Source organism: Arthrobacter sp. SlRoot2-15, assembly GCF_059739345.1.
The window spans coordinates 1,779,592-1,802,595 of record NZ_AP046058.1 but is presented as its reverse complement, the minus strand read 5'-3'; the positions used below and the strand labels follow the sequence as shown (position 1 = coordinate 1,802,595).

The 23,004-nt window shown below is 69.8% G+C and carries 26 protein-coding genes; 15 read left to right on the top strand and 11 right to left on the bottom strand.

Annotated elements, in window-relative coordinates:
* Positions 1 to 34: 34 nt before the first annotated feature.
* Positions 35 to 418, top strand: coding sequence for a VOC family protein (locus tag AC6I9V_RS08215; RefSeq protein WP_497899032.1), 384 nt, complete (start codon positions 35 to 37; stop codon positions 416 to 418).
* 88 nt (positions 419 to 506) lie between these two features.
* Here the strand turns inward: AC6I9V_RS08215 and AC6I9V_RS08210 are convergent, their stop codons facing one another.
* The gene (locus tag AC6I9V_RS08210; RefSeq protein WP_497899031.1) at positions 507 to 911 is read right to left on the bottom strand and encodes a DUF5997 family protein; all 405 of its coding nucleotides are present in this window, start codon (positions 909 to 911) and stop codon (positions 507 to 509) included.
* Positions 912 to 1,000: 89 nt separating this feature from the next.
* On the opposite strand from AC6I9V_RS08210, the gene AC6I9V_RS08205 reads away from it, so the two are divergent.
* Positions 1,001 to 1,738: a LysR family substrate-binding domain-containing protein gene (locus tag AC6I9V_RS08205; RefSeq protein ID WP_497899030.1), complete on the top strand. Its 738-nt coding sequence runs from the start codon at positions 1,001 to 1,003 to the stop codon at positions 1,736 to 1,738.
* Positions 1,739 to 1,757: 19 nt separating this feature from the next.
* Here AC6I9V_RS08205 and AC6I9V_RS08200 read toward each other — a convergent pair whose 3' ends face one another.
* Together AC6I9V_RS08200 and AC6I9V_RS08195 are read right to left on the bottom strand one after the other, a co-directional pair.
* Positions 1,758 to 2,093, bottom strand: a complete 336-nt coding sequence (locus tag AC6I9V_RS08200; RefSeq protein ID WP_349414584.1) for a hypothetical protein — start codon at positions 2,091 to 2,093, stop codon at positions 1,758 to 1,760.
* A gap of 64 nt (positions 2,094 to 2,157) precedes the next feature.
* Entirely contained in the window at positions 2,158 to 2,844 is a 687-nt protein-coding gene (locus AC6I9V_RS08195; protein WP_349414586.1) for a GntR family transcriptional regulator, read from the bottom strand.
* A 122-nt stretch (positions 2,845 to 2,966) separates the two neighbouring features.
* On the opposite strand from AC6I9V_RS08195, the gene AC6I9V_RS08190 reads away from it, so the two are divergent.
* Genes AC6I9V_RS08190 through AC6I9V_RS08175 form a run of 4 tightly spaced genes read left to right on the top strand, consistent with a single transcriptional unit; the run spans position 2,967 to position 8,635 of the window.
* Positions 2,967 to 3,725: a LamB/YcsF family protein gene (locus AC6I9V_RS08190; RefSeq protein ID WP_349414651.1), complete on the top strand. Its 759-nt coding sequence runs from the start codon at positions 2,967 to 2,969 to the stop codon at positions 3,723 to 3,725.
* Positions 3,726 to 3,770: 45 nt separating this feature from the next.
* Complete coding sequence (locus AC6I9V_RS08185; RefSeq protein ID WP_497899029.1) at positions 3,771 to 5,120, top strand: MFS transporter; 1,350 nt, start codon at positions 3,771 to 3,773, stop codon at positions 5,118 to 5,120.
* Positions 5,121 to 5,150: 30 nt separating this feature from the next.
* Complete coding sequence (locus AC6I9V_RS08180; RefSeq protein WP_497899028.1) at positions 5,151 to 6,875, top strand: 5-oxoprolinase subunit B/C family protein; 1,725 nt, start codon at positions 5,151 to 5,153, stop codon at positions 6,873 to 6,875.
* Positions 6,875 to 8,635, top strand: coding sequence for an acetyl/propionyl/methylcrotonyl-CoA carboxylase subunit alpha (locus AC6I9V_RS08175; RefSeq protein WP_497899027.1), 1,761 nt, complete (start codon positions 6,875 to 6,877; stop codon positions 8,633 to 8,635). Before AC6I9V_RS08180 ends, AC6I9V_RS08175 begins: the two co-directional genes overlap by 1 nt.
* 89 nt (positions 8,636 to 8,724) lie before the next feature.
* Here the strand turns inward: AC6I9V_RS08175 and AC6I9V_RS08170 are convergent, their stop codons facing one another.
* On the bottom strand, positions 8,725 to 8,946 hold the full coding sequence (locus AC6I9V_RS08170; protein ID WP_349414593.1) for a hypothetical protein: 222 nt from the start codon (positions 8,944 to 8,946) through the stop codon (positions 8,725 to 8,727).
* Positions 8,947 to 9,177: 231 nt separating this feature from the next.
* Between AC6I9V_RS08170 and AC6I9V_RS08165 the strand changes: the two genes are divergently transcribed.
* Positions 9,178 to 9,474 carry an antibiotic biosynthesis monooxygenase gene (locus AC6I9V_RS08165; RefSeq protein WP_497899026.1) on the top strand — a complete coding sequence of 99 codons (297 nt, stop codon included), beginning with the start codon at positions 9,178 to 9,180 and terminating at the stop codon, positions 9,472 to 9,474.
* Between the two features lie 24 nt (positions 9,475 to 9,498).
* Here the strand turns inward: AC6I9V_RS08165 and AC6I9V_RS08160 are convergent, their stop codons facing one another.
* The 3 genes from AC6I9V_RS08160 to AC6I9V_RS08150 all read right to left on the bottom strand — a co-directional run bounded on the left by AC6I9V_RS08160 (position 9,499) and on the right by AC6I9V_RS08150 (position 11,651).
* The gene (locus AC6I9V_RS08160; protein WP_497899025.1) at positions 9,499 to 10,098 is read right to left on the bottom strand and encodes a DUF6919 domain-containing protein; all 600 of its coding nucleotides are present in this window, start codon (positions 10,096 to 10,098) and stop codon (positions 9,499 to 9,501) included.
* A gap of 161 nt (positions 10,099 to 10,259) precedes the next feature.
* Positions 10,260 to 11,270 carry a bile acid:sodium symporter family protein gene (locus AC6I9V_RS08155; RefSeq protein WP_497899024.1) on the bottom strand — a complete coding sequence of 337 codons (1,011 nt, stop codon included), beginning with the start codon at positions 11,268 to 11,270 and terminating at the stop codon, positions 10,260 to 10,262.
* Positions 11,271 to 11,357: 87 nt separating this feature from the next.
* A complete protein-coding gene (locus AC6I9V_RS08150) occupies positions 11,358 to 11,651 on the bottom strand; it encodes a DUF4287 domain-containing protein (RefSeq protein ID WP_349414601.1) in 294 nt (97 codons plus the stop codon).
* Between the two features lie 238 nt (positions 11,652 to 11,889).
* Here AC6I9V_RS08150 and AC6I9V_RS08145 point away from each other — a divergent pair, with 238 nt between their 5' ends.
* The gene (locus AC6I9V_RS08145) at positions 11,890 to 12,330 is read left to right on the top strand and encodes a protein-tyrosine phosphatase family protein (RefSeq protein ID WP_497899023.1); all 441 of its coding nucleotides are present in this window, start codon (positions 11,890 to 11,892) and stop codon (positions 12,328 to 12,330) included.
* 124 nt (positions 12,331 to 12,454) lie between these two features.
* Here AC6I9V_RS08145 and AC6I9V_RS08140 read toward each other — a convergent pair whose 3' ends face one another.
* Positions 12,455 to 12,601 carry a lmo0937 family membrane protein gene (locus AC6I9V_RS08140; protein WP_349414605.1) on the bottom strand — a complete coding sequence of 49 codons (147 nt, stop codon included), beginning with the start codon at positions 12,599 to 12,601 and terminating at the stop codon, positions 12,455 to 12,457.
* A gap of 150 nt (positions 12,602 to 12,751) precedes the next feature.
* The gene (locus tag AC6I9V_RS08135; RefSeq protein WP_497899022.1) at positions 12,752 to 14,374 is read right to left on the bottom strand and encodes a phospholipase D family protein; all 1,623 of its coding nucleotides are present in this window, start codon (positions 14,372 to 14,374) and stop codon (positions 12,752 to 12,754) included.
* A gap of 122 nt (positions 14,375 to 14,496) precedes the next feature.
* On the opposite strand from AC6I9V_RS08135, the gene AC6I9V_RS08130 reads away from it, so the two are divergent.
* Positions 14,497 to 15,237, top strand: a complete 741-nt coding sequence (locus AC6I9V_RS08130) for a Type 1 glutamine amidotransferase-like domain-containing protein (protein WP_497899021.1) — start codon at positions 14,497 to 14,499, stop codon at positions 15,235 to 15,237.
* Between the two features lie 9 nt (positions 15,238 to 15,246).
* Here the strand turns inward: AC6I9V_RS08130 and AC6I9V_RS08125 are convergent, their stop codons facing one another.
* Positions 15,247 to 16,353 (bottom strand): GTP pyrophosphokinase, encoded by a 1,107-nt coding sequence (locus AC6I9V_RS08125; RefSeq protein ID WP_349414610.1) that lies wholly within the window; start codon positions 16,351 to 16,353, stop codon positions 15,247 to 15,249.
* Positions 16,354 to 16,592: 239 nt separating this feature from the next.
* Here AC6I9V_RS08125 and AC6I9V_RS08120 point away from each other — a divergent pair, with 239 nt between their 5' ends.
* Both AC6I9V_RS08120 and nhaA read left to right on the top strand, forming a co-directional pair.
* Entirely contained in the window at positions 16,593 to 17,387 is a 795-nt protein-coding gene (locus tag AC6I9V_RS08120) for an alpha/beta hydrolase fold domain-containing protein (RefSeq protein ID WP_497899020.1), read from the top strand.
* Positions 17,388 to 17,490: 103 nt separating this feature from the next.
* The gene (nhaA, locus tag AC6I9V_RS08115; RefSeq protein ID WP_497899019.1) at positions 17,491 to 18,852 is read left to right on the top strand and encodes a Na+/H+ antiporter NhaA; all 1,362 of its coding nucleotides are present in this window, start codon (positions 17,491 to 17,493) and stop codon (positions 18,850 to 18,852) included.
* A 45-nt stretch (positions 18,853 to 18,897) separates the two neighbouring features.
* Here the strand turns inward: nhaA and AC6I9V_RS08110 are convergent, their stop codons facing one another.
* Positions 18,898 to 20,163 (bottom strand): MFS transporter, encoded by a 1,266-nt coding sequence (locus AC6I9V_RS08110; RefSeq protein ID WP_497899018.1) that lies wholly within the window; start codon positions 20,161 to 20,163, stop codon positions 18,898 to 18,900.
* A 92-nt stretch (positions 20,164 to 20,255) separates the two neighbouring features.
* Between AC6I9V_RS08110 and AC6I9V_RS08105 the strand changes: the two genes are divergently transcribed.
* The 4 genes from AC6I9V_RS08105 (at position 20,256) to AC6I9V_RS08090 (ending at position 22,997) form a co-directional block, all read left to right on the top strand.
* Positions 20,256 to 21,221: a carbohydrate kinase family protein gene (locus tag AC6I9V_RS08105; RefSeq protein ID WP_497899017.1), complete on the top strand. Its 966-nt coding sequence runs from the start codon at positions 20,256 to 20,258 to the stop codon at positions 21,219 to 21,221.
* 9 nt (positions 21,222 to 21,230) lie between these two features.
* Positions 21,231 to 21,728: a YbhB/YbcL family Raf kinase inhibitor-like protein gene (locus AC6I9V_RS08100; RefSeq protein ID WP_497899016.1), complete on the top strand. Its 498-nt coding sequence runs from the start codon at positions 21,231 to 21,233 to the stop codon at positions 21,726 to 21,728.
* Between the two features lie 73 nt (positions 21,729 to 21,801).
* Positions 21,802 to 22,620 (top strand): HAD family hydrolase, encoded by an 819-nt coding sequence (locus tag AC6I9V_RS08095; protein ID WP_497899015.1) that lies wholly within the window; start codon positions 21,802 to 21,804, stop codon positions 22,618 to 22,620.
* Positions 22,621 to 22,751: 131 nt separating this feature from the next.
* Entirely contained in the window at positions 22,752 to 22,997 is a 246-nt protein-coding gene (locus AC6I9V_RS08090; RefSeq protein WP_349414623.1) for a hypothetical protein, read from the top strand.
* Positions 22,998 to 23,004 lie beyond the last annotated feature (7 nt).

Sequence of the window (23,004 nt, the reverse complement as noted above, 5' to 3'; positions counted from 1 at the left end):
CCCGGGCGGGCCGGCCTCGCGTAGCCTAGGGCCCATGCGACTAAAAATGTGCTCCATCCACGTCAAGGACCCGGCGTCCGCCCACGAGTTCTACACCGGCATTTTGGGCTTCGAAACACTCATGGCGTTGCCGGAACACAACCTCTACATCATCAAGGATCCGGACGGCGCGGGAGGCGGCTCGGTGGGGCTCCTGCTCGAACCCAGCGACAACCCGATCGGCGCGGCCTACATGAACGCCTGCCACGACGCGGGCCTGCCGGCGATCGTCTTTGGCGTGCCGGATGTGCGGGCCGAGTACGAGCGCCTGGCGGCGAAGGGCGTGATCTTCCAGGGTGAACCCTCGGAGGGCCCCGGCGGCACAAGTGTCGTGCTCGACGACGGCTGCGGAAACTACGTCCAGCTGCACCAGGACTAGGGGCGGTACCCCGCCGTTTCGACGGTTCCCTGCCGGCAGGGCGGTTGGCAGCGTCGAGTGGGCACGTAACCGTCGAAACGGCGGCGGCCTACTCGGCCTTGGCGCGGGCCTTCTTGGCGTCCTTCTTCGCGGCCTCATCCTTGACGCGCTGGGCTTCGGAGCGGACGGCGGCATGGGTGGCGCGCTCGGCGACCAGCCACGCCGGGGGAGCCTGCAGCAGCGCGGTGATTTCCGCCGTCGTCAGCGCTTCCTCGACGCCGCCGCGGGCCAGGCCGCTGATGGAGACGTTGAGCTTCTGCGCGACAACGGGGCGCGGGTGCGGGCCGGTGCGGCGCAGCTCGGCCAGCCACTCCGGCGGGTTGGCCTGGAGCTCGGCGAAATCAGCGCGGGTGATAACCGAATCCTGGAACTCCTGGGGTGTTGCGGGCAGGTAGATACCAAGCTTCTTGGCAACGGTGGCCGGCTTCATGGACTGGGAGTTCGCGGAGGTCATACTTCAAGGGTATCCGGCGGGATGCGCGCAGGGCACCAATCTGGTGCCGGACCGGCAGCGGCCCCCGGTACTGGCGGTACTGTGAACATGTGTCCGCAGAAGAAGAAACCGCCCAGTCCCACGACGATTCGCTGCCCGAGACGCGGGAGCTGAGCTTCGCCTACGTGGCCGGTGTGACGCCCGGCAAGTGGATCCGCCGCTGGGAAGAGCGGATGCCCGACGTTCCGCTGCGCTCCTTTATGTCCGACGACGGCGCCCAGCTGGCAGTGCTCCGCGACGGCTCCGCGGACCTGAGCTTCGTCCGGCTGCCGGTGGAGCGCGAGGGCCTCAGCGTCATCCCGCTCTACGAGGAGCAGCCCGTGGTGGTGGCGCCCAAGGGCCACGAGATTTCCGTGTTCGAGGAGGTGGCGCTGGCGGACCTGGCTACCGAGACGTTCCTGGATGTTGCTGCCCTGGGCGGACCCGAACCGGCCCTGCAGGTAGTTGCCAGCGGCGCGGGCCTGGTGGTCTTGCCGATGTCTGTGGCGCGCCACTTCAACGTCAAGGACACGGTGGCCCGGAAGCTGACCGGGGCGCCCACCACGGAAATCGCCCTGGCCTGGCCGAGCGACTCCACCGACGAGGTGATCGAGGAGTTCATCGGGATCGTCCGCGGCCGCACCGCGGCGAGTTCCCGGCAGCCGTCGGCGCAACAGGAGAAGCCCAAACGCGAGCCGAAACCGGACCGGCGCGGCCCCGCGGTGAAGAAACCCAAGGTCGCGCAGCGCTACGCACCGAACCCGGACAAGGGCCGCGGCAAGGGCTCCCGGAAAAAGGGCAAGCGCTAGAAGTTGTTCCGAGCTGCGGCTACTTGGCGCAGGCGTCCTGCAAGGCCTTGACCGAATCGGCCGGCACCTGGTCGCCCGAGTCCGCGATCTGCTTGAGCGGCGTGGTGATCTCCGCGGGCAGTCCGGCCGCCTGGGCGCCCGAGACGAGGCCGCCCAACGCCTTCTTGTCCGAGGCGCTGACCAGGCCGTCGGCCACCAGGGAACACGCCTGCTTCTTGAGCTCGTTGCCGGCTGCGGTGGCAACCTGGGAGGCGCCGTCGCTGACTGCCTTGTCGGTGGCCTGCTGCACCTGGCCGCAGCCGGACAGGGTGATCGCGAGGACGGCAAGGGAGGCGGCGGCGAGGGTGCGTTTCATGATTCCACCCTAGCAAGGGCCCCCGAAGCCGCCACCGGCCGCGGGTCCTGCGGCAGGCGCCGGCTCACTCGCCGTGGACGGCGCTCTGCTTTTGTTCCGAGCGGTCGAGGTAGGCCAGCAGGAGGTCCGCGGCGCGGTCCGGTTCGCCGGCTTCCAGCGCGGCGCAGATCTGTTCGTTGTCGGCCAGGTAGCTGCGGTAGAAGTGCGCATCCACGGTGGCCTTGTGGAAAAACAGCCGCATCTCGGCGAGTACCTGGGACATGATGGTGTCCAGCCGCCGGCTCCCGGCCAGGGCCACAATCGCGCGGTGGAAGTGCTGGTTCGCGGTGCCCAGTGCCTCCTCGTCGTCGGCGTCCGCCGCCGCCCTGCCTTCCTCGACCGCGGCGCGGACTGCTGCCACCTGCTCCGGGCTGCCCCCGCCGCGCAGGGCCGCGACCTCGACGGCGCGCCGCACGGTGTACACATCGTGGATGTCGCCGGGGGCCAGGCTGGCGACAAAGACCCCGCGGTTGGGGTGCCGGACCACCAGCCGTTCCGCAGCCAGTTCGGCAAAGGCCTCCCGCACGGTGTTGCGGGAGACGCCGAGGTCTTCGGCAATCGTCGACTCGGTCAGCCGGGTCCCCGGCAGCAGCACGCCGTCGGCCAGCTGCTGGCGCAGTTCCGCCGCGACCCGGTCCGCCACCGACGGGACGGCAATGCGCAGGCGGGCCGCGGCCGCGAGGGCGCGGGGGCCGGCGTCGGAAGTCGTCATAGTGCCGAATCTACACGATTGTCCCGAAAGGGAATCGTCGGATTGTTGAACAATCCGACGAGATAGTGCATCCTTGAAGTGGCCAAGCATTGAGACGAGGATCACACATGGCAACTACCGGGCTGACCACCATCGACCTGAACAGCGACGTCGGCGAGTCTTACGGACGCTGGAGCCTCGGCGACGACACCGCGATGTTCCGCTCCGTATCGAGCGCCAACGTGGCCTGCGGTTTCCACGCCGGGGACCCTTCCGTCATCCGGAAGACCTGCCGTGAAGCGGTCGCCGCCGGCGTGGTGATCGGCGCCCACGTCGGCTACCGCGACCTGGCTGGTTTCGGGCGCCGCTTCCTGGACATCGACCCGGTCGAACTGGCGGACGACGTCGTCTACCAGATCGGTGCCCTGCAGGCGCTGGCCGCCGCGGAGGGCGGCAGGGTCAGCTACGTCAAGCCGCACGGCGGCCTCTACAACGCGATCGTCGCGCACACCGCGCAGGCGAAGGCCGTCGTCGACGCCGTGAAGTCCGTCGATCCGAACCTGGCCATCCTGGGCCTGCCGGGCTCGGAAGTGCTCCGCCTGGCCGAGGCCGCCGGGCTGCGAGCCGTCACCGAAGCCTTCGCGGATCGCGCCTACAACCCGGACGGCACCCTGGTGTCCCGCACGCTCCCCGGAGCCGTGCTGCACGACCACACAGAAGTCACCGAGCATGTGCTCCGGATGGCCACGGACTCCGCTGTCCGCACCATCAACGGCTCCCTCCTGAAGATCCGCGCCGAAAGCATCTGCGTCCACGGGGACTCCCCGGGAGCCGTCGCCATGGCAGCCGCCGTCCGCGAGGCGCTCAACGCCGCCGGCATCGGCACCGCCCCCTTCGTCTAAGCACACCCACCCAGCACAGGCACCACCCGCAACTGGAGGAACATCATGACCACACCCAACCAGGCCGTTCCGGCCGCCGGCAAGAAGGCTGGCAAGAGGAACCTGCCGCCCGGTGCCCTCAAGGCCTACATCGCAAGCCTTACCGGTACCTCGCTGGAGTACTACGACTTCGCGATCTACTCCGTGGCCTCGGCACTGATCTTCCCCAAGATCTTCTTCCCCGTGGGGGATGAGCTGGTGGGCCTGCTGCTGTCCTTCTCCACCTTCGCCGTCGGTTACCTCGCCCGCCCTATCGGCGGTGTGGTCTTCGGCCGGCTCGGCGACAAGATCGGCCGCAAGCACGTCCTGGTGGTCACCCTGATGCTGATCGGCGTCGCCACCGTGCTCATCGGCGTGCTGCCCGACTACTCCGCGATCGGCGTCGCAGCCCCGGCGATCCTGGTGCTGCTGCGCCTCGCGCAGGGCATCGGCGTCGGCGGCGAATGGGGCGGAGCCGTCCTGCTCTCCAGCGAATTCGGCGACGCCCGCAAGCGCGGATTCTGGTCCTCGGCCGCCCAGATCGGACCGCCGGCCGGCAACCTGATGGCCAACGGCGTCCTGGCCCTGCTCGCCGCGACCCTCAGCAACGAGGCGTTCCTCTCCTGGGGCTGGCGTGTTGCCTTCCTGGCCTCCGCCCTGCTGGTGGTCTTCGGCCTCCTGATCCGGCTCAAGCTCGAGGAAACCCCGGTCTTCAAGGCCATCCAGGCCCACGGCGAGGCCCCCAAGGCCCCCATCAAGGAGGTCTTCACGAAGGAACCCCGCGCCCTGCTGGCCGCCGCCCTGTCGCGCATCTGCCCCGACGTGCTCTATTCCCTCTTCACTGTCTTTGTGGCCCTCTACGCCACCAAGCAGCTGGGCATGACCACCGGCAACGTCCTCGGCGCCATCCTCATCGGCTCGGCCTTCCAGCTGGCCCTGATCCCGGCCGCAGGCGCACTCACGGACCGCTTCAACCGCCGCCTCGTCTACGGCATCGCCGCCGTCGGCACGGCCCTCTACATCCCGCTGTTCTTCCTGATGGTCCAGGGCAAGTCCGTGCTGATGCTGACCATCGGGGTCGTGATCGGCCTGGCGCTCCACGCGTTTATGTACGGGCCGCAGGCGGCCTACATCACCGAGCAGTTCCCCGCCCGGCTGCGGTACGCCGGCAGCTCGCTGGCCTACACGCTGGCCGGCGTGATCGGCGGCGCCGTCGCCCCGTTGATCTTCACGGCACTCTTCGCCGCCACCGGCAACTGGTTCCTGATCGCCGGCTACCTGGCTGTGTCCGCCGTGGTGACCGTGGTGGGCCTGGCCATCGGCCGGAACCCGCAGACCAGCGAGGAAGAGCGGCTGCTGCAGGACGCCCGCGCCTAGGCGGCGCGGACCCTGGAGGTGGCAACCATCATGGAGGCAGCAATGGATACGGCGGCAGCACGGCAGGACGCCGGCCACAAAGTGAACGCGGTGCGGGCGGTGGGCACCCGGGCGGTGCTCGCCGAACTCGCCGGCACCCCAGGCGTGCTCGCGCTCCAGGCGCAGCTCCTGGAGCACCCGCTGCCGGGTCAGGTGGACGTCCTGGCGGCCGCCGAGACCGTTATGGTCACGGCCGACTCGCCCGTCGCGGCCCGCCGGATCGCCAGGCAGTTGCTGGAGCTCGACCTCGCCGCCCCCGTGCAGCGCGACGGCGGACTGGTGGTGATCGACACCGTGTACGACGGCGAGGACCTCGCAGAGGTCGCGGAACTGACCGGCCTTGGGATCGACGGCGTAATCGCCGCGCACACCGGCCAGCCGTGGACCGTGGCCTTCGCCGGCTTCGCCCCGGGCTTCGGCTACCTCGTCGGGGAGAACGAGGCCCTCACCGTTCCCCGCCGCAGCTCCCCGCGCACCGCCGTACCGTCCGGGTCCGTGGCACTCGCCGGAAGCTTCTCGGCCGTCTACCCGCGCCGCTCACCCGGCGGCTGGCAGCTGATCGGCCGCACCTCCGCCCGGATGTGGGACCTCGACCGGGAGCAGCCCGCCCTCGCCGCCCCCGGTTCCCGGATCCAGTTCCGCGCGGTCCGGGAGACCGTGACGCTGGCCCCGGAACCGAAGCCTGAAACCTCCGCGCCGGAAACGGCCCCGGCCCCGGACGCGGCTGCCGGACTCCGGATCGTCTCGCCCGGGCTGCAGAGCCTGATCCAGGACCTCGGACGCCACGGCCACTCCGGCCTGGGGGTCTCCGCGGCCGGCGCCCTCGACCGCGCCTCGCTGCGCCGCGCCAACCGGCTCGTCGGGAACGCGCCCGGCGCAGCCGGTATTGAGACAGTGGCGATCGAGACCGTCGCCGGCGGACTCACGGTCCAGGCCGTCGGGGACCAGGTCCTGGCCGTTGCCGGGGCGCCGTCCGAACTGGCCATCACCACCCCCGCCGGCCCGGACGCGGACCCGGGCCGCCGCACCGTCCCCATGGCCACCCCGTTCGCCCTGCTCGACGGCGAAACGCTCAGCATCGGCGGCCCCACAAGCGGCTTCCGCAGCTACCTCGCGGTCCGCGGCGGCGTGGATGCCGCCCCGGTCCTCGGCAGCCGCTCCACCGACACCATGTCCGGGATCGGCCCTGCCCCGCTGGCTGCCGGGCAACTCCTGGCCGCCGGCGGCGACTCCGAGTCCGGCGTCGTCGGGAACCCCGAATTGCAGCCTGAGTTCCCCGGCACCGGAGTGACCGTGCTCGACGTCGTCCCCGGCCCGCGCGCCGACTGGTTCGACGCCGCGGCGCTGGAGTCCCTGACGGGCCAGGAATGGAAGGTAAAGCCGCAGTCCAACCGGGTGGGCATGCGCCTGGACGGAACCCCGCTGCAGCGCATCCGGGACGGGGAACTGGCCAGCGAAGGAACCGTCGCCGGCGCCCTGCAGGTCCCGCCCGAAGGCCTTCCCGTGCTCTTCCTGGCCGACCACCCGATCACCGGCGGCTACCCGGTAATCGGCGTCGTCGTCGACTCGCAACTGGACCTCGCCGCGCAGGTCCCGATCGGCGGAACCATCCGCTTCCGCTGGGCTGAGCCCGGCACCACCAAGCCCGGCACCACCAGCCACGCCACCCCCAACCACATCCCCGAACCAGCCGCCGAACACGAAGTGAGTAACTGATGCGCAAGGTCCTGATCGCCAACCGCGGCGAAATCGCCGTCCGGATTGCCCGGGCCTGCGACGACGCCCAGCTGGCGTCCGTCGCCGTCTACGCCGACATCGACGCCGACGCGGTGCACGTCTCCGCCGCGGACGAGGCGTTCTCCCTGGGTGGCAACTCGCCAGCGGACACCTACCTGAACATCCCCAAGCTCCTCGACGCCGCGGCCGCCTCCGGCGCCGACGCGGTCCACCCCGGCTACGGCTTCCTGTCCGAAAACGCCGACTTTGCCCAGGCCGTGCTCGACGCCGGCCTGACCTGGATCGGTCCCGCCCCCGATGCGATCCGCCTGCTGGGCAACAAGATCACCGCCCGCGAAACGGCCGTCCGCGCCGGGGCACCCCTCGTGGCTGGCAGCGACGGCCCCGTCGGTTCCGCGGCGGAGGCCCGCGCCTTCGCCGAGCAGCACGGACTGCCGATCGCGATCAAGGCGGCCTTCGGCGGCGGCGGGCGCGGCATGAAAGTGGTCCGTGAGCTCGGAGAAATCGAGGAAGCCTTCGACTCCGCCGTCCGCGAGGCCGTAGCCGCGTTCGGCCGCGGCGAGTGCTTCGTGGAGCGCTACCTGGACCGGCCGCGCCACGTCGAGGCGCAGGTCCTCGCGGACACCCACGGGAACGTCGTCGTCGTCGGCACCCGCGACTGCTCGCTGCAGCGCCGGCACCAGAAACTCGTTGAGGAAGCCCCGGCACCGTTCCTCACTGACGGGCAGCGAAGCCAGATCTACCAGGCGTCCAAAGCCGTCTGCCGGGAGGCAGGCTACTCCGGCGCAGGCACGGTGGAGTTCCTCGTCGCGGCCGACGGCACGGTCGCCTTCCTGGAGGTCAACACGCGCCTGCAGGTTGAGCACCCCATCACCGAGGAAACCACCGGGATCGACCTGGTCCAGGAACAGTTCCGCATCGCCGCCGGGGAGCCGCTGCGCTTCACCGAGGACCCGGCACCGCGCGGGCACTCCTTCGAATTCCGGCTCAACGCCGAGGACGTGGGCCGGGGCTTCCTGCCCTCACCGGGCACCGTTGCGGAGTTCTCCGGCCCCACCGGCCCGGGCATCCGGCTCGACTCCGGCGTCCGCTCCGGCTCGTTCGTTCCGCCGCAGTTCGACTCGCTGCTGGCGAAGCTGATCGTCACCGGGGCGGACCGGCAGCAGGCCCTGCGCCGGGCCCGCCGCGCCCTCGCGGAATTCAGCATCACCGGGGTGGCCACGGTGCTGCCGTTCCACCGTGCCGTGCTGGAGTCGCCGGACTTCACCTCCGAAACCGGCCTGGGCATCCACACCCGCTGGATCGAGACCGACTTCGCGGACACAGTTTCCATCGCCGCCGACCCGGGCTACAGCGCCACGGCGCCCGACGGCGAACGCCGCACCATCACCGTCGACATCGACGGCAAGCGTCTCGCAGTCGGACTGCCGGCGGAGCTGCTGGACGGCTGGGCACGCTCCGGCGGCCTCCCGGCCGGGGTTTCGCCGGAGGACGCGACAGCGCCCGACGCCGGGGCCGCCGCGGACCGGGCGGAACTGCGTGCCCACATGGCCGGGACCGTGGTGAAGTGGCTGGTCGAGCCGGGGGCCGGGGTCGCGGCCGGGGACCCCGTCGTCGTGCTGGAAGCGATGAAGATGGAAACCCAGGTGGCCGCGCACCGGGACGGGACCGTCGCGGATGTGCGCGCCGAAGCCGGCGGCGTGGTGACCGCCGGAGCGGTGCTGGCGCTGATCGGGTAGCGCCCGCACGGCCGCCGCCCGGGTTAAGCAAAGGGCCCGTCCGGTTGAAACCGGACGGGCCCTTGTCAGTCTGTTGGACGGACCTTTGGCTAGCCGACGTGGCCGGAGAGCGCAACGAGGACGCCGGCGGTGGCGAAGAACTTGTTGCTGCCCAGATCGCGGACCGTGTTGATGCCCATGCTGGCGAGCATCTCGTCGTGCTTCTCCGTCAGTCCCGCCAGTGCTGAGGGGGGCGCGGCGAGCACTTCGTCCAGGCTCTTGTTCTCGTAGGCCTTGTCGAGTTTCTTGCCGAGTTCAATTGAAATAGCCATGATCATCCTTTGCTCGATACTGAACAACGTACAGATTCTGGCTCCGGGGCCACCTCGGCCACGGGCCGGGCCGCCGGAAGTCCAACGGCCCACGGTGACAGGCTAGCGCAGGAGCCGGGCGCCGCTCGTCATTTGGCCGGAACTGGCCGGGCAATCCGGCCCTACCGGGTACTCCGCCGCGGGAACATAATCGGCGCTATCAACCCCGTACAGAGAATGGAGGCGGCAGCCATGTCTGTCTACACGCTGGGAATCTGGCTGGTCCACCCGGGACGCGAGAACGATTTTATCCAGGCTTGGCGGGACCTGGCCCGCAAAACGCAGGAGGACTACCCGCACACCAGGGCGGTGCTGATGCACGACCGCGACGTCCGGAACCGGTTCATCAGCACCGGGCCGTGGGAATCACTGGAGCAGATCGAGCAGTGGCGGGCCTCGGCGACGTTTACGCAGGGCGTGGAGGCCATGCGCGAGCTGCTGGAGCACTTCGAATCACGCACCCTCGACGAGGCAGCCAGCATCGGCTGAACCCGCCGGGCCGCCGTCGTCGGTTCAGTCAGCAGTGAGGGCGTCGAGGACCGCCGGGAGCAGCACGCCGTCGCGCCCCCACACCGGGTCAAAAATTTCTACGTACCAGGACTCGGCCAGGACCAGGGCCAGCGCCTCGTTGGCCTCGGCCGACCAGTCCTGCAGCTGGTCCGCTTCAATCGGGCTCTCGCTTGTGCCGAGCACGGTGACGATCTCGGACACCTGCAGGGTCACGGGAATCGAGGCCCGGCTCATTTCCCCCGGAGCGTGCGCCACCGTCACGAATTCGGTCCGTGCGGAGAGGTCCAGCAGGCGGCCGGCCGACTCCGACGTGCAGAATCCCGTCACGTAGGCCCGCTGCGCGCCGGCGCCATCGAGGAGCCCGGGCTGTGATTCCTTGGTGAACAGCCCGTTCCGGTTGAGTTCCGCCAACAGGCCGGCGATCGGCGCGGTCTCCGCGTCAATGTCAGGCGTGAACGTTCCCGGTTGGTACTGGCTCCGCCCCTCCAGCCAGCGGGCGGTCAGTTCGCCGGCCGCCGGGATGGTGGCGGCCTGCCGCCAGACCTGCCGGTCCGCCAGCAGCCTGCCGAAGCTGTCTCGTTCAGTTGTGTACTGGTCGTCCATGGGCAAGTTCCGCCTCCCTGGTGTGCCTACGCGGTCCCCTCATCCTCCCGACCCGGTACGGGCCCCGCAAGGCACATGCCCTGCGCCCGTCATGCAGGGCAACAGAGTCGAAGCGGGAAGCGTCAGGACCGAGAGTGGGGCCGTGAGTGACCCGTCCGGGATCAGGCGTCGCGCAGCGGGCGGCGCGCCAGCCAGGCCGCCACGATGGCACCGGAGATGTTGTGCCAGAGCGAGAACACGGCGGAAGGCAGTGCGGCGAGCGGGCTGAAGTGCGCCGTGGCCAGCGTCGCGGCGAGGCCGGAGTTCTGCATGCCCACCTCGAAGGCCAGGGCGCGGCGGGCCTTGTCGTCGAGCCGCCCGAGCTTGCCGGCGAGGTAGCCGAGGCCCAGGCCGAAGCCGTTGTGCAGGACCACCGCGAGGAAGACGATGCCGCCGGCGGCGACGATCTTGTTGGCGCTGCCGGCCACCACAATCGCCACGATCAGCGAGATGACGACGGCGGAGGCCCAGGGCAGCGCCGGGAGCACCCGGGCGACAAGCCTCTTGAGGAACAGCCGGGCCAGCAGGCCTGCGACCACCGGCAGAAGCACGGTCTTGACGATGTCCAGCACCATGCCGGCGGCGTCGATCTGCAGGTAGGACCCGGCCAGGAACAGCACCAGCAGCGGGGTGACCACCGGGGCGATCAGCGTTGAGACGGACGCGACGGCCACGGACAGGGCCACGTCGCCCTTGGCCAGGAACGCCATCACGTTCGATGCCGTGCCGGACGGCGCGCAGCCGACCAGGATCAGGCCGACGGCGAGTTCCGGCTCAAGCTGCAGCGCCTGGGCGATCAGCCACCCGGCGCCGGGCATGATGATGTAGTGCGCCACGATGCCCAGCACTACGGCCCAGGGTCGCTTCGCCACGGAGGCGAAATCCGGCGGGGTCAGGGTCAGGCCCATGCAGAACATGATGATGCCGAGCAGGTACGGCACGCTGGGCGCCAGGGGCTTGAAGGCGCCCGGCAGGAGGAATCCGGCGACGCCGGCTGCCACGACGAGGAGCGGAAACACCGTGACCGCAATGCGGGCGATCTTCGCCTCGGCGGCGAGGGCCGGATTGACCGGGGCATCCGCTGCGGTGCGGGTCTCCGGGACGGACTCAGGGGATTTAGTTGCCTCAAGCATCCAAGAATGGTGCCACCGGCGTCCGCGATGTGGCCACTTTATGACCAGCCAGCGGACGAGTATGTCAGATTTATAGCCGAGCCGGTGCTACGAGACCGGCTTCGACGCCTTGCCGTCCAGCCAGAGTGTGTCCGACTCATCGCTGTGCGCGCCCGTGGTTCCGACGTGCTTGCTGCTGATGCCCGGACCCTGCCGGATGACGTGGACGAGCGCCATGCCGTGGCCGCGGCCCAGGCCGTAGTCCGCCCGCAGCCAGTCCAGAATCTCGCCGGCCTTCACGGACCCGTCGCCGAAGCCTTTCTCCCGGGCGAGCTCGAGGAGTTGGCGGGGAGTGAGGCCGGTTTTGTCCTCGATGGTGTCGAGGTACGCCTGGAATGACATCCGTGGATCCCTTCAGTGAGGCCCGGTCCCGGGTTTTTGGTTTCCGCGCCACTTTAGGGGCCCGTTCGCCTGGCCGCTAGGGCCCTGCAGCCCGAATGTCCACGTTCCTGCCCGGTTACCCTGGTCCGGACACCGGAAAACGCGGCGTGTTGCAGCTTTTTTGGGGCTGCACGCGGAAGGTAACTGGGCGGGAAGGCGGCCGGTGCGTAATTCCGGCCCGACGGCTACGCTCGGGACTATGGCGCCGACGTGGGAGCCGGGACTGCCCGGTGTGCTCAGTCTTCCTTCCGGGCGGCTCATCCGCGGCCGGCCACTCCTGGCGCCGTTTCCGGCCGGGCCGCGGCCGGAGTTCGGGCTGTACCTGCTCGGCAGCAGCCCGCGGCCGGTGGCGTGGGACTCCCGGTGGGTCCGCTGGCGGGACCTGCATGTGCCCGCGGACGACGTCGATGCCCTCGACGCGTTCCAGGAGGCCTGGCGGCGGGCGGAAACGGAGCGGGTGGAGGTGGCCTGCTGGGGCGGCCGGGGCCGGACCGGCACCGCCCTGGCCTGTATCGCCGTCCTCGACGGCGTCCCGGCGGCCGACGCCGTCGCCTTCGTGCGGCAGAACTACCGGCGCGGTGCAGTGGAAACACCGTGGCAGCGCCGCTACGTGGCGCGGTTCCGCAGGCCGGATTCCTGACTGCCGGCCAGCGTCCGCGGGCCGCTGCTCTGCCGCGGCCGCCCGGGTGGAGGGCTCAGGGGACAAGACAATGGCGGGGGCGCTGAATTCTCAGCACCCCCGCCACAGCCCTACGCAGTCCGGACTAAACGCGCGAACGTCCGCGGATGAAGTGGAAGACCAGGACGACGACGGCGATGACCAGCAGCAGGTGGATGAACCCGCCGCCGATGCTGCCGAGCAGGCCCAGAAGCCAAAGAACGGCGAGAATAATAGCGATCCAAAGCAACATAGTGACTCCCTTTGTTTTTCTTCTGATGAAGATTTTCACAAACCAGATTCAAGTCCCGGTCCAACGGACCGTTTCACCAAAATACTAAGCGTACTTTTTATATTGCGCCAAAAACCGCTCCCGGAGCTGGCCGAAAAAGCCCGGCTACGCCTAGAACCGGGCAGTCCCGCGCAGCCTGCGGGGCCGGCCGTCAGGGTCCACGATAAGGCGGTTGAGGGGGTCCGCCCAGAGCCGTTGGAGCGGGGACACGGGTTCGACGGTGTGGCGGCGCACCTGTCCGGCGGGCCGGGGCGAGCCGCGGCCGGCGTCGTGCCAGCGATCGAGCGCGTTGGCTGCGGCGTTCCACAGCGCCAGTCCCTCGGCCGGGTCCTCGAGCCGGCCATCCCCCTCGTCCAGGCCCAGGTGTTCGCCCCAGAGCTGGAGCCGGAGCTGGTGGGCCAGTGACCGGGCCAGTGACCGGGCCGGGGCCGGGCCGGCCTGGGCGTCCGAGGCCTGCCGGTTTCCGGCGCTGGTGTCCAGCACGGCGCAGGTGAGCTCGCTGTCGGTGGTCCAGGAGCGGCGGTTGAAGTTGTCCGAGCCGCAGGTAAACCAGGTGTCGTCGATGATGCAGATCTTGGCGTGCACGTAGATCGGGGTTCCCGCGCTATTCTCCAGGTCGAACACGCCGACCCTGCCGGGCGCCACCCGGCGCAGTCTGTCGAGGGCACGCAGCTGCCCGAGCCGCCTGGGCGGCCCGCCGATGGCGCCGTCCGCGTCGGGGTAGCGGGGAACGACGGCGATCACGTTCAGGGCGGGATTCCGTTCGAGGGCCTCCGCGATCCCCGCAGCCACCTCGGTGGACCACAGGTACTGGTCCTCGATGTAGATCAGCGAGCGGGCGCGGGCAAAGGCCTTGGTGTAGGCGCGGGCGATGCTGCGTTCCCCTTCGGGTGCGAACGGGAACGGCGGACGCTTCACGCCGTAGGTGCGCAGCAGTTGCACGGCGTGCGGGCCCGCCGGCGGCGGCGGCGGAGCGGCGGCCGGGAGCGGTTCGGGGTGCCGCGGCATTTTGGCCAGGCGCTGCAGCAGCATCCGGTAGGGCGTGCGGTCCAGGGGATGGGGGTCGTTCCACCGTTCGGCGAAGACTGCCAGCACATCAGCCACCACAGGGCCCCGCAGTTCGAGGGCGGCATCATGCCACGGCGGCCGTTGACCGTAACGGGAGTCCATGACGACCGCCTGCGGGTCTCCCGCGTGGTCGGCGTCGTCCCTGCGGCTGTGGGAAAGATCCAGCCCGCCAACGAACGCAACATCCCGGGACGGGTCGTCACGGCGGCGGATAACGACCATCTTCTGGTGGTGCGAACCAAACGGGCGGACCCGCTGATCGAGCAGCACCTCACCGCCGGCGTCGTTGATCTCGCGCCCCAGGCGCTGGTTGGAGCGGCCGCTGATCGGCGCCGAGATGCGCTCACCGTGGGATCGCCAGACCAGGCCGCGGACTTCCACCCCCGCTCGGGCCAGGCCGGCTAGCAGGTCGCCGATCGACGGCCCGTCCGCCAGCAGCCGCTCGTCCGCGTCGCCGCGCCAGTCGGTGAACCACACACGGTCTCCCGCCCGCAGCGCGCTCAGCTCCTCATGCAGACGGGCGAAGTAGCTCGCGCCGTGAATCAGGGGCCGCACGAGGTTGCCCTCCGACCACGACGGCGACCCGGCGCCGCCCGCTTGAACGGCCGTGGCCGGGTTGGCCCGCTCGGCGCCGCTGAGGAACCAGCTGCCTGCGTCATTGTCCACGTGGTCCTTCTTTCATCGTTGAGCCGGGCCGCTAGCGTCCAAAGTAGCCCACGAGGCTTAGGGGGCGGCTAGTCTCATAGTTTGCGTCTGAGCCTGCCGTCCCCGTTCGAGGAGAACACCCTATGCCTGCCGAAAGTCCGACCATCCTTGCGACCTCAGGCGGCTACCGGCCGGGTTCGCGGACGCGCTTGGAGTTCAACAAACTGGTCCATCACGCCGTGGACCTCTCCGGCGCCAGCGGGCGGGCCCCTAAGGTCGCCCACGTCGGGACCGCCAGCGGTGACCAGCGCTGGTTCAACAACGAAGTCAGCGAAGCCGGGCGCCTGGCCGGGTTCGATCTCACCCACCTGAACCTGTTCACGATGCCCAACGTGGAGAACATCGAGGAGTACCTGCTGGAGCAGGACGTTGTGTGGGTGAACGGGGGCTCGGTGGTCAACCTCCTCGCCGTCTGGCGCGCCCACGAGCTGGAGGGGATCTTCCGCCGCGCCTGGGAAGCCGGAGTGGTGCTGGCAGGGGTGTCGGCCGGCTCGATCTGCTGGTTCAAGGGCGGCACCACGGATTCGTTCGGTCCCGACCTGCGCGCGGTGAACAACGGCCTGGGGCTGCTTCCGTTCGACAACGGCGTCCACTACGACTCCGAAGCGGCGCGCCGGCCCACGGTCCACCGCCTGGTGGCCGACGGGACCCTGGGTGAGACCCACTGCACCGACGACGGCGTGGGCCTGCTCTACCGGGGGACCGAACTGGTCGAAGCGTTCACGGAAGTCCCCGGGAAGGCCGCGTACCGGGTGAGGCGGGTCCGGTCCGCGGGGTCCGGTGCCGAGGTGGTCGAGGAACGGCTCGAACCGACGGCACTCTAGGGCCTGCCCCTAACCCTGCGTGAGCCGGTAGCGCTCGATCTGCTTGAGCCGGCGCAGCAGGCTGTCCCGCCGCGGGTGCGGGACGGCGTCGGCGGGTTCCGCGGTGAGGTCAATGTGGGTGGTGCCGTACTGCCAGAGCAACAGGTCGTCCAGCAGCCGGTCCGGGCCGGGGGAGTAGCGGTGGTCCAGGGCCCGGCGGACCTCGGTGATCCGGTTGGCGCTCAGCAGGCCCGCCAGCTGTACAGTCTGGTTCAGGCCGTGCGCGGCCATCAGCTCGGCGGCCCAGCCCCAGTCGTCGTCGACCTTCCGGTCCACGTGCGGCAGCAGCGTCCGCCAGACGTCGCGGATCCGGTTCGGGGTCAGCTGCGCCGCTCCCTCGCCGTCCATGTCCCAGTAGCTGCGGACCTCCTCGTAGCGTTCATGCAGGTCGGCGAACGCGCTCTCCACGGTCTCCAGCATGGCGGCCGTGGCGGTGAACTGGCGGTCGAAGTGCGGGGTCCAGGCGCGCGGATCCTCGGCTTTGAAGCGGATGTCGTGCTCGATTTCGCTCCAGGCGTGGGCAAAGACCGTGCGGATCTGGCACTCGAAGAAGTAGCTGCCGTTGGGCTGTGCGTCCGGGTTGAAGGCCTGCTGGTACTCCTTGACGGTCTCGTTCTGGATGGTCCGCAGGATCAGGTGCCGGCTGGAGTAGCCGTAGGTCCCCGACTCGATGGAGCCGATGTCCTTCTCGCGGTCGCCGCGGCAATCGAAGAGCTGGCGTTGGCGTTTGATCAGGTTGGCGACGACGGCGTTCTCGGCCGGAAGCTTGGTGATGACGCGGATGCCCACCATGTCATTGAGCGTGCGGAACGGGTCCGGGAACTTCAGGACCGGCGGACCTCCCGGTTCCAGCGGCTCCTCGACCCGGGAGATCTTCTCGCGGAACGACTCGACGGTCTTGGTCCGGCCTGTCACGAACAGTGGCGTCACCTCGGTGCCCTTGAGCATGGTGCGCAGCGTCAGCAACACATCGCGGGTTACCAGTTTCAGGGCAGGACGGACCCGCTCGTAGAGTTCCACATTGTCCTGCACGGATTCGCGCAGCGCGGGGTCAAGGCGCTCCCAATTGCTAGCCATGGGCCCAGCTTACGGCCCGGCTCCGACAGCGGGCCCGGCGCACCGCCCTTCGGCCACTCTGCGGCCGCTCTGCGGCCATTCTGCGGCCGCAATACGGAGCCGCCTTCCGCAGCGCCGTGCAGCGCCCAAGGTAGGCTCTGCACATGGCTGATGTGCGGCGTCGTGCTTTCTTCGCGGCCGCAGCGGCGGTGACACTGGGGGCAGCCACCGCCTGTTCACCGGGCCCCAAGGAGGACACAGTGAAGCGGCAGAAGTACCACTACGGCGACGACCCGAGCCAGTGGGGGGAGCTATTTCTCCCTGACGCGGCCCAGCCCAGGGGCGTGGCGGTGGTTATCCATGGCGGCTACTGGCGTTCGCAGTACGGGGCCGAACTCGGCGAACCACTGGCCAGGGACCTTGCCGCGCATGGCGTCGCCGCCTGGAACCTGGAGTACCGGCGGGCCGGCAACGGCGGCGGCTGGCCGAATACCTTCGCCGACGTCCTCGCCGGGATCGACAAACTCCGTGACCTCGCCGCAGAACACAGCCTCGGCCTGGACCGCGTGGTGGCGCTGGGCCACTCGGCCGGCGGACACCTGGCCGTCTGGGCGGCCGGCCGGAGCCGGCTCGGCGAGCTTGGCGCACCGGATGCGGACCGCCAGCTCCAGCGCAAGAACGGCGACGCCGCGGTGCACCTCACCGGGGTGGTCAGCCAGTCCGGGCTGCTGAACCTGGCCGAAGCCGAGCGGCTGAACCTCAGCAACGGCGCCGTGAGCAACTTCCTGGGCGGGTCCTCGGAAAAATACCCCAAACGGCATAAGTTCGCGGACCCGATGAGCGCGGTGCCGCTCCGGGTCCCCGTTTACGCCGTGCACACCACCGAGGACGACACCGTCCCGTTGAGCCAGTCCGAGGCCTACGCCGCGGCGGCCAAGGCCGGCGGCGCCCCTGTCCAGCTCCTCAAGGTCCCCGGCGACCACTTCGCGCTGATCGAGCCAAAGGCCCCCGCGTACCGGAAATGCCGCGAACTGGTCCAGCAACTGCTGGGCTGAGCCCCGGCGGGCTGCGGCAACCGGTCATCGCCTAGACTGGACTCGGGTGCGCCGGGAAGTCTGGTCGGCATAGTTCAGTCGACCCAATTTTTAGGACTTCCGCATGAGCCACAGCCCACCCCCCACGCCTCTGCCCCGCACGCCCGGCCCCACAATCCTGGGCCGAGGCAGCTACGCCGAGTCTCTGCGCATCGGCGAAATCCTGCGCAAGGAAACCGTTGGCGGCGCCCTCCTTGTGGCCGCCGCCGTCGCCGCCCTGGTCTGGGCCAACTCGCCGGCATCGGAAAGCTACTTCGCCCTCCGCGACTTCAAAATCGGCTATGGGCCCTGGCACCTTGACCTCAGCCTCGGAGCCTGGGCGGCCGACGGACTGCTCGCCATCTTCTTCTTCCTGGTCGGCCTGGAGCTCAAACGTGAATTCGTTGCCGGGGACCTGCGCCAGCTGAACAAGTCGGTGGTGCCGGTCTCCGCGGCCGCCGGCGGCGTGATCATCCCGGCGGTGATCTACGCCGTCGTCAATCTCGGCAGCCCGGAGACCCTGCGCGGCTGGGCCATCCCCACGGCCACGGACATAGCCTTCGCCGTCGCGGTCCTCGCGATCATCGGCTCGCACCTGCCCAGTGCGCTGCGGATCTTCCTGCTGACCCTCGCCGTGGTGGATGACCTGATCGCCATCACCATCATCGCCGTCTTTTACTCAAGCGATATTCAGATCGCACCCCTCCTGCTGGCCCTTGTGCCGCTGGGCCTGTACACCTATCTGGCGCACCGATACCGGCGCTTCTTCGGGCTGAAGGCCCCCGCAGCGTGGTTCATCCTGTTGCCCCTCGGCCTTGCCACCTGGGCCCTCGTGCACGCCTCGGGCATCCACGCCACGGTGGCCGGCGTCCTGCTCGGCGTCGCCATCCCGGTCCTCCGCTCGCAGGCCAGCGGGGGGCCGGAAGCCGGTCCCGGGCTCTCTGAGATCTTCGAGCACCGCTTCCGGCCGATCTCTGCCGGCGTCGCGGTGCCGGTCTTCGCTTTCTTCTCCGCCGGCGTCGCCGTGGGCGGCTGGGACGGGCTGGGCTCGGCGCTGGCCGACCCTGTGACCCTGGGCATCATCCTGGCCCTTGTGCTGGGGAAACCGGCCGGCATCCTGGGCACCACGTGGCTGCTGACCAAGGCCACCAGGGCCCGCCTGGACAGTTCGTTCAAGTGGATCGACGTCTTCGGTGTCTCGATCCTGGCCGGGATCGGCTTCACCGTGTCGCTGCTGGTGGCGGAACTCAGCTTCGGCCACGGCAGCCTCCACGACGACCACGCCAAGGTCGGCATCCTGGCAGCCTCACTGCTCGCCGCCCTGCTGGCCACCGCGGTTCTCAAGACCCGGAACCGGCAGTACCGGGCGGCGGAGGAAGAGGAGAAACGGGACTCGGACCAGGACGGGATTCCGGACGTCTACCAGCAGGGCGGCGCGGAGCGCTGAGCCGGCGTGGTGCCGGCCCTGCGCGGGCTGGTGCGCGCCGCCGCGCTACGCGTGGTGGTCGGTGCCGCGCATCCTGACCGCGACGACGAGCCCGGACACCGCGGTCACGCCGGCGACGACGAAGATCGCCACCGGAATGCCGTAAGCGTCCGCGAGCAGCCCGGACAGCAGCGCGCCCACGGCGAAACCGCCGTCGCGCCACAGCCGGTAGATGCCGACCGACCGCGCACGCCACTGCGGGTGGGCCACATCGCCGATGGCCGCCAGCAGGGTGGGGTAGACCATGGCCGTGCCGACGCCGAGCAGGACGGCCGCCAGCAGCCAGATTTCGAAGCCATGCCCAGCGGCCACAATCGCGAGCCCCGCGGCCTGGACGAACATGCCGGCCGCAATCAGCCACTTGCGGCCCAGCCGGTCCGAGGCCGCGCCGGTGACCAACTGCACCGCGCCCCAGACCGCCGGGTACACCGCCGCGAGGATGCCGATCCGCTCGATCGAGAGGCCGGCGCCGGCGAAGAGCACCGGAAACAGTCCCCAGGCCAGCCCGTCGTTGAGGTTGTTCACCAGCCCGGCCTGGCTCACGGAAGAGAGCGAACGGTCCCGGAAGCTGGTCAGGGTGAAGATTTCGCGGGTGCTGAGAGCCGCTCCGGCACCGCTGTGCGCTTCCACGTGGTTCGCGGCCTCGGCCTTCGCGTGGTGGTGTGTCTCTTTCACGGCAAGTACGGACAGGCCCAGGCCCAGGGCGATGTACGCGGCGCCGAGCAGGAACGGCGCCGGACGCAGGCTGTAGGAGGCGGCGAGGTAACCGGTGAATAGGGCGGTGCCGGCCACGCCCAGATAGCCCGCGGCCTCGTTGAAGCCCATCGCCAGGCCGCGCCGGTTCGGGCCCACCAGGTCCATCTTCATGACCACCGTGGTGGACCAGGTCAGGCCCTGGCTCATGCCCAGGATCACGTTGGCGGCAACGATCCAGGACCAGCTGGTGCCGAAGATCAGCAGCAGCGGGACGGGGAGGGCGATCAGCCACCCCGCCACCAGCACCGGCTTGCGTCCAAAGCGGTCCGAGAGGGTCCCGGCGAAGTAGTTGGTTGCCGCCTTGGCCAGGCCGAAGGCCAGGATGTAGGTCAGCGCGCTCGTGTACTTGTCGAGATGGAAAACGTCGCTGGCCAGCAGGGGCAGGACGGTGCGCTCCTGGCCAAGGGTGCCGCCGACGAGGGCGTTGACCGCCACGAGCAGCATGAACTGGGCAAGATTTTGGCGCAGGCCCAGCACGACGGCGCTCCGCCCGGCCGGGATGTTGAGGTCTGCCATTCCAAAAGGATATACCCCTGGGGGTATACCGCCAAATCATCCAACTCCGGTTCACAGGAGCGCCGCGACGCGTTCTCTGGCAGAGTATGAGCATGCTCACAGTCATCGGTGAGGCCCTGGTTGATGTCGTCCAGCGCTCCTCAGGTATCCAGGCCCATGTGGGCGGCAGCCCCCTGAATGTCGCGGTGGGCCTGGCCCGGCTGGACCACCCGGTGCAGTTCATCGGGCGTTTCGGGCGGGACGCCTACGGGGAGGCCGTCGCGGCGCACCTGCGGTCCAGTTCTGTGCTGCTCCCGCTCGGACCCGACGAATTGCCGACGTCGGTGGCCACTGCCCAGATCGACGACGACGGCGCCGCGAGCTACATCTTCGACCTCGCGTGGGAATTGCCCGGCCTTGCGGACCGGCTGCCGTTTATGTTGCAGGGCAGCACGCTGCTGCACACCGGCTCGATCGCGACCATGCTGGCGCCCGGCGCCGCGGATGTGCTCGCCGCCGTCGAACATGCCCACCCGTCGACCACGGTGAGCTTCGATCCCAACTGCCGGCCCAGCATCATCACTGACGCCGACTACGCGCGCCGCCAGGCCGAAAAGTTCGTCACGCTCGCGGACGTGGTCAAGGCCTCCGATGAGGACCTCGAATGGCTTTACCCCGGCGTGGATCCGCTGGATTCGGCGCGGCGCTGGCTCTCGCTCGGCGGGTCGGAGGGGCCCGCCATGGTGGTGGTCACGCGCGGCGCCTCCGGCCCGTGGGCGGTGAACGCCGCCGGCGAGGCGCACGTCCCGGCGCCGCCGGTGAAAGTCGCGGACACCGTCGGCGCGGGCGACTCCTTTATGGCGGCGCTGCTCTCCGGCATCGTGGACCTGGGCCTCAACGGGGCACAGAACCGCAAGGACCTGCGCGAACTTTCGGCCGGCAGCCTGCGCGAACTCCTCGCCCACGCCGCCGCTGCGGCTGCCGTCACGGTCTCCCGCGCCGGCGCCAACCCGCCGACGCGGGCCGAAGTGAACCGGATGGAACTCGACCCGGAAAGTGCGGGCCTCACCAGCAACTGAGAGGAAGCCATGGCAACCTTCACGCTCCGCAGCGACACCTTCGAGGACGGCCAGATCCTGCCCGCGGCCCAGCGCGGTGCCTCGACCGGACCCGGCGGCCGGGACGAATCACCGCCGCTGCAATGGAGCGGCGCCCCGGCCGGCACCCGGAGCTACGCCGTTACGGTGTTCGACCCGGACGCCCCGGGCCACGGAGGTTTCTGGCACTGGGCCGTGCTGGACCTCCCGGCGGACATCACCTCGCTGGCCGCCGGCGCCGGCTCACGCCACGGCGGAGGCCTGCCCCTCGGTGCCTTCCAGCTCCGGAACGACGGCGGTTCGGCCGGCTACCTCGGGGCGGCCCCGCCCAAGGGCCACGGTCCGCACCGCTACGTCATCACGGTGCTCGCCCTGAACGTGGAGAAGTCCGGGCTCGACGCCGGTGCGTCCCCGGCCAAGCTGGAAGGCAAGCTGGGCCCGCACGTCCTTGCCCGGGCCACCATGACCGGCATCTACGAACGATTCTGACCGCCGTCGGCGTGTGCTGTCCCGCCTGCCGTCCCCCGGCCGCCGCCCGGCGCCGCCCACGTAGACTGGCAGTATGCGGCTGGTAGCAAGTGATATTGACGGAACGATCCTCGGCCACGACGGCAACATCAGCGACCGGACCGTGCGCGCCTTCCACGCCTGCCGCGACGCCGGAGTGGAACTGGTCTTTGTCACTGGCCGCCCGCCGCGCTGGCTGCACCCGCTGCAGGACCAGCTGGGCCATGCCGGCACGGTCATCTGCTCCAACGGCGCGGTGGTCTGGGACCTCGAGGCGGATAGGGTGGTCTCCGCCCGGGCGCTGGAGCTCGACGCCGTTTTCGAGGCCCGCCGCATCATCCAGCGGCTGCGTCCCTCCGCGCTGTTCGCCGCCGAAACCCTCACCGGATTCCACCTGGAACCGGGCTTCCTCGGCACCGGCTCCACCGGGCTGCTCGCCGAATTCACGCCGGCCCCGCTGCACGAGACGCTCACTGCCGACGACGCCGTCGTGAAGTTCCTCGCGATCGTCCGGGAAGGAACCGCGGACGAATTCCTGGCCGAGGTGTCCCCGGCCGTCGCGCACCTGGCCGCCGCCACGCACTCCGCACCCAACATCGCGCTGCTGGAGCTGTCCCTGCCCGGCGTCAACAAAGCCGTGACCCTGGCCGAATACGCGGCGTCCCTGGGCGTTCAGGCGCAGGACGTGGTGGCGTTCGGCGACATGCCCAACGACATCGAGATGCTGCGCTGGGCCGGGCACGGCTACGCCATGGCCAGCGGCCACCCCGAGGCCATCCGCGCCGCCGGCCAGCAGGCACCGCACTTCGACGACGACGGCGTGGCCCAGATCCTCGAAGCCAAGCTCGCCGAACTGGGTGTCCGGCTCCCGTAAAGTCCCGCCGCCTCCCTAAACCGGCCGGCACCCGGCGGTCACGGGATTCCCAGCTGGCTGACAACTGCCGTTCACCTTGGTCTCCTAGGCTGGCAGCACCGAACGGATCGTATGACTGAAGTGGGGCAATCATGGCCAGGAACGGTAACCGACATCTTGATGAGCAGCCGCTGCGGCGGGTGGACCCGGACGCTCACTGGCAGAGCCTGCGCCAGGGCGACCGCGTGCGGGTCCGGCTCGCGCCCGGCTATGAGACCGGCGGGTTCGTGGACGCGCTGACGGTGGACCACACCACGGTCTGGGTGGACCTCGACGGCGGCGGCCGCACGCTGCTGCACTGCAGCGACGGGGTGGAGATCCTGCCGCAGGGATCCTGAGCGAACC

Bases quoted from the DNA above. Each gene is read 5' to 3' on its own strand.
- AC6I9V_RS08215 (WP_497899032.1), top strand. From the start codon at position 35: ATGCGACTAAAAATGTGCTCCATCCACGTCAAGGACCCGGCGTCCGCC.
- AC6I9V_RS08095 (WP_497899015.1), top strand. From the start codon at position 21,802: ATGCGGCTGGTAGCAAGTGATATTGACGGAACGATCCTCGGCCACGAC.
- AC6I9V_RS08160 (WP_497899025.1), bottom strand. From the start codon at position 10,098: ATGGACGACCAGTACACAACTGAACGAGACAGCTTCGGCAGGCTGCTG.
- nhaA (WP_497899019.1), top strand. From the start codon at position 17,491: ATGAGCCACAGCCCACCCCCCACGCCTCTGCCCCGCACGCCCGGCCCC.
- AC6I9V_RS08105 (WP_497899017.1), top strand. From the start codon at position 20,256: ATGCTCACAGTCATCGGTGAGGCCCTGGTTGATGTCGTCCAGCGCTCC.
- AC6I9V_RS08210 (WP_497899031.1), bottom strand. From the start codon at position 911: ATGACCTCCGCGAACTCCCAGTCCATGAAGCCGGCCACCGTTGCCAAG.
- AC6I9V_RS08130 (WP_497899021.1), top strand. From the start codon at position 14,497: ATGCCTGCCGAAAGTCCGACCATCCTTGCGACCTCAGGCGGCTACCGG.
- AC6I9V_RS08155 (WP_497899024.1), bottom strand. From the start codon at position 11,270: ATGCTTGAGGCAACTAAATCCCCTGAGTCCGTCCCGGAGACCCGCACC.
- AC6I9V_RS08170 (WP_349414593.1), bottom strand. From the start codon at position 8,946: ATGGCTATTTCAATTGAACTCGGCAAGAAACTCGACAAGGCCTACGAG.
- AC6I9V_RS08165 (WP_497899026.1), top strand. From the start codon at position 9,178: ATGTCTGTCTACACGCTGGGAATCTGGCTGGTCCACCCGGGACGCGAG.
- AC6I9V_RS08110 (WP_497899018.1), bottom strand. From the start codon at position 20,163: ATGGCAGACCTCAACATCCCGGCCGGGCGGAGCGCCGTCGTGCTGGGC.
- AC6I9V_RS08180 (WP_497899028.1), top strand. From the start codon at position 5,151: ATGGAGGCAGCAATGGATACGGCGGCAGCACGGCAGGACGCCGGCCAC.
- AC6I9V_RS08090 (WP_349414623.1), top strand. From the start codon at position 22,752: ATGGCCAGGAACGGTAACCGACATCTTGATGAGCAGCCGCTGCGGCGG.
- AC6I9V_RS08100 (WP_497899016.1), top strand. From the start codon at position 21,231: ATGGCAACCTTCACGCTCCGCAGCGACACCTTCGAGGACGGCCAGATC.
- AC6I9V_RS08200 (WP_349414584.1), bottom strand. From the start codon at position 2,093: ATGAAACGCACCCTCGCCGCCGCCTCCCTTGCCGTCCTCGCGATCACC.
- AC6I9V_RS08125 (WP_349414610.1), bottom strand. From the start codon at position 16,353: ATGGCTAGCAATTGGGAGCGCCTTGACCCCGCGCTGCGCGAATCCGTG.
- AC6I9V_RS08150 (WP_349414601.1), bottom strand. From the start codon at position 11,651: ATGTCATTCCAGGCGTACCTCGACACCATCGAGGACAAAACCGGCCTC.
- AC6I9V_RS08195 (WP_349414586.1), bottom strand. From the start codon at position 2,844: ATGACGACTTCCGACGCCGGCCCCCGCGCCCTCGCGGCCGCGGCCCGC.
- AC6I9V_RS08140 (WP_349414605.1), bottom strand. From the start codon at position 12,601: ATGTTGCTTTGGATCGCTATTATTCTCGCCGTTCTTTGGCTTCTGGGC.
- AC6I9V_RS08145 (WP_497899023.1), top strand. From the start codon at position 11,890: ATGGCGCCGACGTGGGAGCCGGGACTGCCCGGTGTGCTCAGTCTTCCT.
- AC6I9V_RS08185 (WP_497899029.1), top strand. From the start codon at position 3,771: ATGACCACACCCAACCAGGCCGTTCCGGCCGCCGGCAAGAAGGCTGGC.
- AC6I9V_RS08175 (WP_497899027.1), top strand. From the start codon at position 6,875: ATGCGCAAGGTCCTGATCGCCAACCGCGGCGAAATCGCCGTCCGGATT.